Genomic DNA, 8,471 nt, shown 5'->3' with positions numbered 1-8,471 from the left:
TGACTTCGGCGGTCTTGACGACCGGCAGGCTCGATCCGGTCATCTGTGCGAAGCTTGCGGGCGAGACGATTTGCCCGTGCGCCAGCTTCCAGTAAAACCGGGCAAGGGCACGCGGGGTCAGCGCCAGGCCGCCGCCGGTGTATTCAAGCGAAGGATCGTGCCGCAGCACGCCGGTCTCGTCCGTGGTGCGTCCGGTCATGCCCGCCATGGCCGCAATGACATCGCCTCGCGCATAGCCTGCCGCCAGTCGCTCGATAGTCCGGGTGTTGGCCGGGGTGACATCGTCATGAGGATCGCCAAGCTTGGCCAGCACCCGCTCGGTCAGCAGATCGTAATAGGACCGGCCTGTGATCTTCTCGGCCGTGATCCCGGCTAGGTGATAGTGCAGGTCGGAATAGGCATGCGCCGCCCCGGGCGCATTCAGTGGCGCTGCGTCAAGAATGAAGGACAGCATCTTGCGCGGGGAATAGGCGATATCTTTCCCGGTCATCGCATCCCAGATGTAACTGCGCATGAAGGCGCCCACATCAAGGAACTGCGGAAATCCCGCCCCGTGCATTAGCAACATCCGCAAGTTGAGCGCCTTGGCATTGGGCAGGCGCACGAACCAGCTTTCGTCGGCAAACACTGGTGCAATGGGCGCGTCGAGATCCAGGACACCCTCCTGTGCCAGCGAGACCAGCGTGGCGGCGCAGAACGTCTTGCCGGTGCTGCCCGACATGAGCCGTGTGGAATTGGTCATGGCGAGCCCAGCCTGCGGATCGGCCAGCCCATTGGCAACGGTAATGATTCGCGCATCCGGCGTGACCACGGCTGCCGAGACACCGGGCGTCATGCGGGTTGCAAGCGCCGAGGACGCGAAACCAGAAATCGCCGAGCCCGTTTTGCTTTCCGCTGCCAGGCCAATGCCCAGCGGCGAGCCGAACGGCAGCGCGGCCAGCGCGAGCCCCGCCCCTCCCAGCAGCTTCCGCCGCGAAATGTCCGTGACTGTCATGCCGCCCTCCGTTGTGCTCCGCGCACCACCTTGCCGGGCTTTGCACCGGTCAGCCGATCGCGGTCGGTCACCACCTGTCCTGCCACCATCGTCGCCAGATAGCCACGCGCCGATTGCACGAAACGGGTGCCGCCCGCCGGCAGATCGCCCAGCAGCGTCGGGCGACCGATCGTCAGCGAATCATGGTCGATCACATTGATGTCGGCACGATAGCCCAGCGCAATCCTGCCACGGTCGTGCAGGCCGATGTGTTCTGCCGGGGCCGTCGTCTGCAACTGCACCGCGCGTTCGATCTGTATGCGCGGACCGCGATTGCGGTCGCGGGTCCAGTGGCTCAACAGATAGGTCGGAAAACTGCCATCGCAGATATAGCCGACATGCGCACCCCCGTCGCTGAGGCCCAGGATGGACCAGGGGTTGCGGAGCGTATCATGGACGAAATCGTAATTCCCCCCGCCCCAGTTCATGATCGGGACGAAGACCTGCCCCGTTCCGTCCTGCGTGAGCAGCTGATCGTAGAGCAGATCGGGCACACTGCGCCCGGTCGCTTGCGATTGGCCGTAGAGCGAGCGGTCCAGCGGCTGTTCGTAATCAGGCTCCGGATCGAGGCAGAAGGTGCGCTGTGCCATGCGGATCGGATCGGCACCCCATTCCTCGACCCTTGGGCTGACCGACATGACGAAGTCCGAAATCGGGCGATCATCCTCGGTCATCAGCCGCGCCTTGAAGGCGGGATCGCGCATGATCGTCACCCGTTCGACATGGGGCAAATGCATGATCGCCATATAGCTGGGGCGCGTCATGAAGGGATTTATTGTACCCTGCAGGCTGTGAATCCCGCCGATCGCACGCGGAGCGACCTGCGCGCGGATCGGCACGCCAGTAGCATTGAGTGCGTCCATTTCGCCGGTCACATATTCGTGAAAGCCCTCGGGCCAGGCGTCGTCCTGTTCATAAGTGAACGACAACGGGCGGCCACTGCGCCGCGCCAGTTCGGCGATGGTGGCGAAATCGCCCGCGTTGTCGCGATAGAAGTCGTTGAATATCTGGATGACGCCCTTGCCCGCGCGGCCCATCGCCTCGCCCAGCGCATAGAGCTCACTCGCGGCCACCTGCCGGGCATAGGTGGGGTTGCCATGCGCATCGCGGTGGCCGACGGTGTCTGCCGTGGTGAAGCCCAATGCGCCGGCTTCCAGCCCCTCGACCAGCAGCGCCTGCATGGCGGCGATATCGTCAGGCGTTGCCGCCTCGCGCCGCACCGCGCGTTCGCCCATCACATAGAGCCGCAGGGGGTTGTGCGGCACCTGCACCCCGATATCCATGGTGCGCGGGGTGCGGTCGATGGCGTTGATATACTCGCCCATCGTCTCCCATTCCCAGGTTATGCCTTCATGCAGCGCCGTGCCGGGAATATCCTCCACACCTTCCATCAGTGCGATAAGGGTCTCTCGGTCGCTGCTGCGCGCAGGCGCAAAGCCGACCCCGCAATTGCCCATGATCGCGGTGGTGACGCCATGGTTGGCGGAGGGGAGCATCTCTGCATCCCACGAGACCTGCCCGTCATAATGGGTATGAATGTCGATGAAGCCGGGGGTGACCAGCGCGCCGTCGGCATCGATGGTCCGCGCTGCGGGCGTCGTAACCTTGCCCACCTCGACAATCACCCCGCCGCTGATCCCGAGATCGGCGGAAAAGGCAGGCCGCCCGGTACCATCTACCACCGACCCGCCTTTGATGAGGACATCGAGCATTGCTACCTCTCCCTTGGCTTGTTTCCGCCCGACTGTATGACGGACCGCAAAGGAAGAAAACATAATTCTGTTATGTTCTGTTGCGATGGATGCGCTGGTCCGCTAAATCGGGCGAATGCCAAACCCCTCCACCGCCGGGCCGATCGCCCCCCAGCGCCATCTGTTTGACATTCCAGCCGACCGCGCGTGGTTCAACTGCGCCTATATGGGCCCGCAGCTTCGCAGCGCGACGGCGGCGGGGGTCGCGGCTGCGGCGCGCAAGGCTGCGCCGTGGACGATTGCACCAGCCGACTTCTTCACCGAGACGGAAGACGTGCGTCGCCTGTTCGGCGCGCTGGTCGGGGCCGATCCGGCCTGTGTCGCTATCATGCCGTCAGCCAGCTACGGGCTGGAACTTGCAGCCCGCACATTACCGCTCGACGCCGGGCAGACGGTGCTGGTCCTGGCTGAGGAATTTCCCAGCAATTACTATCCCTGGACCGATCGCGCATCGCAGGTTGGCGCAACGGTGGAGACTGTTCCGGCTCCGGAGGACGGTGACTGGACCGCGGCAGTGCTGGCGCGGCTTCGGCCGGGGGTCGCCATTGCAGCCCTGCCGAATTGTCACTGGGCAAGCGGCCTCGGGCTTGACCTTGTTCGGATCGGCGCGGCCTGCCGGGCCAACGGCACCCGGCTTGCGCTCGATCTTACCCAGTCCTGCGGCGCGATGCCGTTTTCGGTTGCGCAGGTACAGCCCGATTTCATGGTCGCTGCAACTTACAAGTGGTTGCTCGGCCCCTACTCGATCGCCCTCGCCTATGTTGCACCCCAATGGCATGGCGCGCGACCGATCGAACACGTCTGGGCCTCTCGCGCGGGGGCGGAGGATTTCTCAGGTCTCGTAAATTATCGCGATGCCACCCAGCCCGGCGCACGCCGTTTCGACGTCGGCGAACGCTCCAATTTTGCGCTGCTGCCGGTGGCGATCGCCGCGCTGGAGCAACTGCTCGACTGGCAGGTGGAGCGGATCGCGACGAGTCTTGGCGCCATTAACGCCGGCATCGCTGATCGTCTTGCCGCCAGTGGCTTTGTGGTTCCGGCAGCCCAAGTGCGCTCACCCCACATCCTGGGAGTGGCGGTACCTCCGGGCGCCTCCGACATTGTCGCCCGCCTTGCCGCACAGCAGATTCATGTCAGCCAGCGCGGGTCCATGATCAGGATATCGCCGCATCTGCATGTGTCCGATCACGATATCGACCGGCTGTGCGACGCACTGAACGCCATCGGGCAAGGGGCATGAGCAACACTGCAGACGTCATCGTCATCGGCCTCGGCGCGGCGGGGAGCGCGGCGCTATATCAACTCGCCCGCGCAGGGATCAGCGCCATCGGCATCGACCGCTGGAAGCCGCCCCACGCGATGGGATCGAGCCATGGCGAAACCCGCATCACCCGCCAGGCCATCGGCGAGGGCCAGGTCTATGTCCCACTGGTCCTGCGCTCGCACGAAATCTGGCGAGAGCTGGAACGGGAAACCGGCCAGCGGCTGTTCGAAGCGTGCGGGGTGCTGATCATCGGCGCGGAAGGCGGTGCGGCGATGCACCACAGCCGCAGCGGGTTCGTGCTGAACACCATCGCTGCGGCACAGGCACACGCGATCGAGCACGACATCCTGAGCATCGAGGAAACCCGCGCCCGCTTCCCGCAATTCGCTCTGTCCGGGGACGAACTGGTCTATTTCGAACCCGGCGGCGGCTTCGTCTATCCCGAACGCTGCATCGCAGCGCAGCTTGCCATGGCCCGCAAGCTGGGTGCGCGGATGGAGACCGGGTCGCAGGTTACCGCGATTACCGAAACGCCGGGCGGCGTGACAGTGCAGGCGGGTGGGGCAACCTACCATGCGGGCAACGTGATCCTTGCCGGTGGGGCGTGGACGCCGGGCCTTGTGGGTAGCAACGGCCTCGCCCCGCTGACTCTGCGGCGGCAGGTACTGCACTGGTTCGCACCCGAGCGCCCGCAGGATTTTGCGGTCGGCACCTTCCCCACCTTCATCTGGCTGCATGGCAACCACCCGGAGGACAGCTTCTACGGCTTCCCGATCCCGGATGATCTTGGCCATGCCCTCGTAAAGGTCGCCGACGAGAATCAGACCCGCGCCACGGCCGATCCCGACCAGCTGGATCGGGACGTCCGACCTGAGGAGGCCGCCGAAATGCACCGCGATCATCTTGTCGGCAGGATCCCCGGCCTCACCCTCCCGCAGGTGCGCTCTGCCGCGTGTCTTTACACCTGCGCGCCCGATGCCGACTTCGTAATCGGGCCCGTCGATGGGATGGAGCGCATCACGGTGGTTTCGGCATGCTCGGGCCATGGTTTCAAGCATTCCGCAGCCGTGGGCGAACACGCGGTACGCCTGATCACCGAAGGCCCTGCCGCGGCGATCCCCGCCTTCGATCCTCGCCGCCTGAGCGCGATGCCGCAGCCGCGAACGCCCCCACCTCCGACCAAGCGATGAACCCCGCCCTGCGGTAGGAGACGATCGCATTGCTCACCCAGATCGAGCAGCGCTGCGCTGGCTGTCATGGTGCACGGTGCACAACGCCAACAACCTGGGAGACAAGGGCGATGGGCCGAAGGTCGGCGGGCATCAGGCCAGCTGCGCCTCAATCACGGCGGTGATGGCCGCGCTCAGTTGCCACGCGTTGCACCCGCAGGACAAGGTCGTGGTCAAGCCGCCCGCGACGGCGGCGCGCAAGCACCCCATCTGCTTTTCCCGCGAGGGGCAACGCCTCTGCATTGTCCGAAACTTGTATACGTAATTCAGACGCTCAACCTTGCTCGTTGTCCGAGATTAGGGTGCAGATTTCGGAAATGGTCCAACTTTTATTCCAACTGAAGGCGCAGATTCCTGACCGCGTCAGCCGGTCACCTTCGAACACCGTCTGGTAGCAACCCGCATGGGCGTCTGTTTGGCGACAGCGCAGAGACTCGGCACGGCGCCGCAGAATGTCGAGAAGGACTTCCGGGCCTGTTGGACACTCGACGCCTTGTTCAACGGGATCGAAGCCGCCTTGGCTTTTGTGGCGATCACATCGCAGAGGGGCGGCGCTCAGTTGCGGCTGGCGAGCAACGAGACGCGGCCGACGCGGTAGCCGCGCTTGCGCATTGCCTTGACATAGTCCTTGTCCGCATCGACCAGTTCGACGGCATATTCCTCCCACGCATCGGCGATGTCCTCGCGGTCGCTGGCGCGGCGCAGGTCGTGGTTGAGCTCCTTGTCGGCCTCGTTGACGTTGGCAAGATAGTTGAACCACTGCGCGTTGAAGACCTCCGAGATCGGTTCGCTGCGTATGGCCGGCAACGGGAAATCGGGGCCGGTGGAGTATTGTGCGGTGGCCAGCGCAGGAACCCCGAGCGAAACCAGGCAAACAGCGACGGCAAGCAACTTCATCGAACTTCTCCTCATTGGCGTTGACGTTCCGAAGGGACAACGACGCACGCGCCGCGTTTCATCCCGCTGCAGGAGAATTATCAGCGCCGGCCCGGCTGGCCCGGACGAGGCGCCACCCAGCCCCCCGCCTGCCAGGCGCGCTCGGTTGCCGCATCGGCGACATCGCCCGCGCGCATCGCATCGACCGCTGCGAGCAGATCGCTCGCACCCGCCTGGCGATAGGTGGATTGCGCGGAACCGGCCACCGCCTGGCGCAGCGCCCAGCGATCATCCTGGCGGCAGGCGATCCCGGCAATGGCGGCGCTGTCGAAGCTGCGGCAGACCGCGCCCTGCCTGTCGCGGAAGGTGAGGCCGATGCGGATATCGGTTGACGCAGGCTGGGCAGATGCGAGCTGGCGATCCAGCGCGTCAGCTAGTCCGCCTTGCGCAACCAGCATCTCGCCCCGGACCCCGACCGGCCCAGCGCCGGGTGCCGTCTCGAGTGCCGTGTCGGGGGCCAGAAGGCGCGGGCCGATCACCAGCCCCAGCGCAAGGCTCGCGGCCATCGCGGCGAAGGTCGGCCAGCCGAACCGGCGCCGGGCATCGGACACTGGAATGGCGGGGACCTCCAGCGGCCGGGTCAGCCGCTCGGGAAGAGGTTCATCGAGCGCCGGGTCGAAATGCGCCTTCAGCCTGGTCTTGAGCGCTCGCTGCTGCGCGATCATCGCCGCCAGCGCCTGGTCCTGCTCTGCTGCACGCTCGATGCGGCGGCTGGTGACCAGATCGAGCTCGCCATCGACATAGGCCATGATGATATCGTGATCGAAGGTCATGCGGCTTCTCCGAGCATATTGGCCAGAGCCTCGCGCCCGCGCCCCAGGCGCGAGGTCAGAGTTCCGACTGGAACCGAGGCGATGTCGGCGGCTTCGCGGTAGCTGTAGCCCTCGACGAGCACCAGGACGACCGCCTCGCGCTGTTCGGGCGGCAGCCTGGCCATGGCGCGATCGATATCGCCCAGTTCCAGTTGCGCTTCCATCCGCCGATGGCCGTCATCCGCGATCTGCACAGCATCGTCATCGATATTGGCGGTAGGGCCGCGCCGTGCGTTCGCGCGATGGCGATCGATCCAGAGATTTCGGGTGATGCGGTACATCCAGCTATCCAATCGTGTTCCCGGCTGCCATTGCTGGCGTGCGACCAAAGCACGCTCGACCGCCGCCTGGCACAGGTCGTCGGCATCGGCGTGATGACCGGCAAGCCCCCGCGCAAAGCGTCGCAACCGCGGCAGCAGGGCAACCAGATCTTGCTCAAATGCCATTCTCGCGCTCCACATCGGCGGTTGCCATGCCGCATCGGGTCAGCCATTTTTTGTGGTTCATGCGGATGAAACGTCCCGGTTGATGCGTTTCATCCCCGGACCACGAAAAATTCGTGCAAGGACAAGGCGGAGGGATGGCCTCTGGCAGGGACGCAGCAGCATGATGGCAAAAATATGCAGGGTCATGGCGGGGGTGGCAATGGTCGCCCTTCCGGCGGCGGCGATGCCCCAGATCGGGCTGCCTTCGCTGCCCACGCCGCGCGGCGGGATCGACGGGCTTGCACGGCCCCTGCTCGACACTCTCGACCTCGATCGGCTGTCGCCCGATGCGGTGGCGCGGCAACTGCGCTCGGCAAGGCTTGATCGCCTGACCGGTTTTGTCCGCACCCATCGCGATCGGGTCGAGTTCGACGCGGTGCGCGCGCCTGCCCTGCGCGGCGTGCTGCTGGCGACGGGGGTGGCGGGCGCCGACCGGGCCAGAGCGATTGCGGCAGGGTACCGCATCATCGACGAAGAGGTCATCGCGGAGCTCGACCTGACCTTTGTCCGCTTCGCGCTTCCCGAAGGACTGCCGCTCGGCAAGGCGCAGCGCCAGCTGGCCGCGCTGATGCCCGCAGCCGAGATAGCAGCGGACAACCTCTATTTCCCCAGTGGCGGTCTTCCGCCCGCAGCATCTCTCGGCGCGCTGGCCGCTGCGCAGACAGGCGGGCCCGGCGGCGCGCGGATCGGCCTGATCGACAGCGGCGTGGGCCCACTCCCCGGCCTCAGCACACGGGTCGTGCAGAAGGGCTTTGCCACCGGCGCGCCCCGCGCGGGCGACCATGGCACCGCGGTGGCGGCGCTGGCGCTGGGCGCGGCGGGTTCGGGCAGCGCGCTCTATGCTGCCGATGTCTATGGCACCGATGCCACGGGCGGTACCGCCTCGGCAATCGCACGCGCGCTGGGATGGCTCAGCGGGCAGCAGGCCGCCGTGATCAACATCAGCCTGGTCGGACCGGAC

At 65.7% G+C, this 8,471-nt stretch carries 8 protein-coding genes; 3 read left to right on the top strand and 5 right to left on the bottom strand.

Going from position 1 to position 8,471, the window contains the following annotated elements:
* The coding region (locus ACT6VE_RS34040; RefSeq protein ID WP_444802572.1) for a serine hydrolase domain-containing protein at positions 1 to 994 on the bottom strand (994 nt) is incomplete at its 3' end.
* A complete protein-coding gene (locus ACT6VE_RS34035) occupies positions 991 to 2,745 on the bottom strand; it encodes an N-acyl-D-amino-acid deacylase family protein (protein ID WP_444608892.1) in 1,755 nt (584 codons plus the stop codon). The genes ACT6VE_RS34035 and ACT6VE_RS34040, both read right to left, overlap by 4 nt.
* Before the next feature lie 115 nt (positions 2,746 to 2,860).
* Between ACT6VE_RS34035 and ACT6VE_RS34030 the strand changes: the two genes are divergently transcribed.
* Complete coding sequence (locus ACT6VE_RS34030; RefSeq protein ID WP_117351485.1) at positions 2,861 to 4,024, top strand: aminotransferase class V-fold PLP-dependent enzyme; 1,164 nt, start codon at positions 2,861 to 2,863, stop codon at positions 4,022 to 4,024.
* Positions 4,021 to 5,238 carry an N-methyl-L-tryptophan oxidase gene (gene solA, locus ACT6VE_RS34025; RefSeq protein ID WP_444608891.1) on the top strand — a complete coding sequence of 406 codons (1,218 nt, stop codon included), beginning with the start codon at positions 4,021 to 4,023 and terminating at the stop codon, positions 5,236 to 5,238. The genes ACT6VE_RS34030 and solA overlap by 4 nt, the downstream gene beginning before the upstream one ends.
* 594 nt (positions 5,239 to 5,832) lie before the next feature.
* Here solA and ACT6VE_RS34020 read toward each other — a convergent pair.
* The 3 genes from ACT6VE_RS34020 to ACT6VE_RS34010 form a co-directional block, all read right to left on the bottom strand.
* Positions 5,833 to 6,174, bottom strand: a complete 342-nt coding sequence (locus tag ACT6VE_RS34020; protein WP_444608890.1) for a hypothetical protein — start codon at positions 6,172 to 6,174, stop codon at positions 5,833 to 5,835.
* Between the two features lie 80 nt (positions 6,175 to 6,254).
* A complete protein-coding gene (locus ACT6VE_RS34015; RefSeq protein WP_444608889.1) occupies positions 6,255 to 6,986 on the bottom strand; it encodes an anti-sigma factor family protein in 732 nt (243 codons plus the stop codon).
* Complete coding sequence (locus ACT6VE_RS34010; RefSeq protein ID WP_054135592.1) at positions 6,983 to 7,471, bottom strand: RNA polymerase sigma factor; 489 nt, start codon at positions 7,469 to 7,471, stop codon at positions 6,983 to 6,985. Before ACT6VE_RS34010 ends, ACT6VE_RS34015 begins: the two co-directional genes overlap by 4 nt.
* 199 nt (positions 7,472 to 7,670) lie before the next feature.
* On the opposite strand from ACT6VE_RS34010, the gene ACT6VE_RS34005 reads away from it, so the two are divergent.
* Positions 7,671 to 8,471 (top strand): S8 family serine peptidase (locus tag ACT6VE_RS34005; protein WP_444802571.1); only part of this gene is annotated, 801 nt, incomplete at its 3' end.

It is taken from the genome of Shinella sp. (assembly GCF_052438155.1).
Lineage (GTDB): Bacteria > Pseudomonadota > Alphaproteobacteria > Rhizobiales > Rhizobiaceae > Shinella.
The sequence above is the reverse complement of the archived record's forward strand: the minus strand, read 5'-3'. Positions and strand labels throughout refer to the sequence as shown.

Excerpts from the sequence above, each read along its gene's own strand:
- ACT6VE_RS34035 (WP_444608892.1), bottom strand. The coding sequence starts at position 2,745 with ATGCTCGATGTCCTCATCAAAGGCGGGTCGGTGGTAGATGGTACCGGG.
- ACT6VE_RS34030 (WP_117351485.1), top strand. The coding sequence starts at position 2,861 with ATGCCAAACCCCTCCACCGCCGGGCCGATCGCCCCCCAGCGCCATCTG.
- solA (WP_444608891.1), top strand. The coding sequence starts at position 4,021 with ATGAGCAACACTGCAGACGTCATCGTCATCGGCCTCGGCGCGGCGGGG.
- ACT6VE_RS34020 (WP_444608890.1), bottom strand. The coding sequence starts at position 6,174 with ATGAAGTTGCTTGCCGTCGCTGTTTGCCTGGTTTCGCTCGGGGTTCCT.
- ACT6VE_RS34015 (WP_444608889.1), bottom strand. The coding sequence starts at position 6,986 with ATGACCTTCGATCACGATATCATCATGGCCTATGTCGATGGCGAGCTC.
- ACT6VE_RS34010 (WP_054135592.1), bottom strand. The coding sequence starts at position 7,471 with ATGGCATTTGAGCAAGATCTGGTTGCCCTGCTGCCGCGGTTGCGACGC.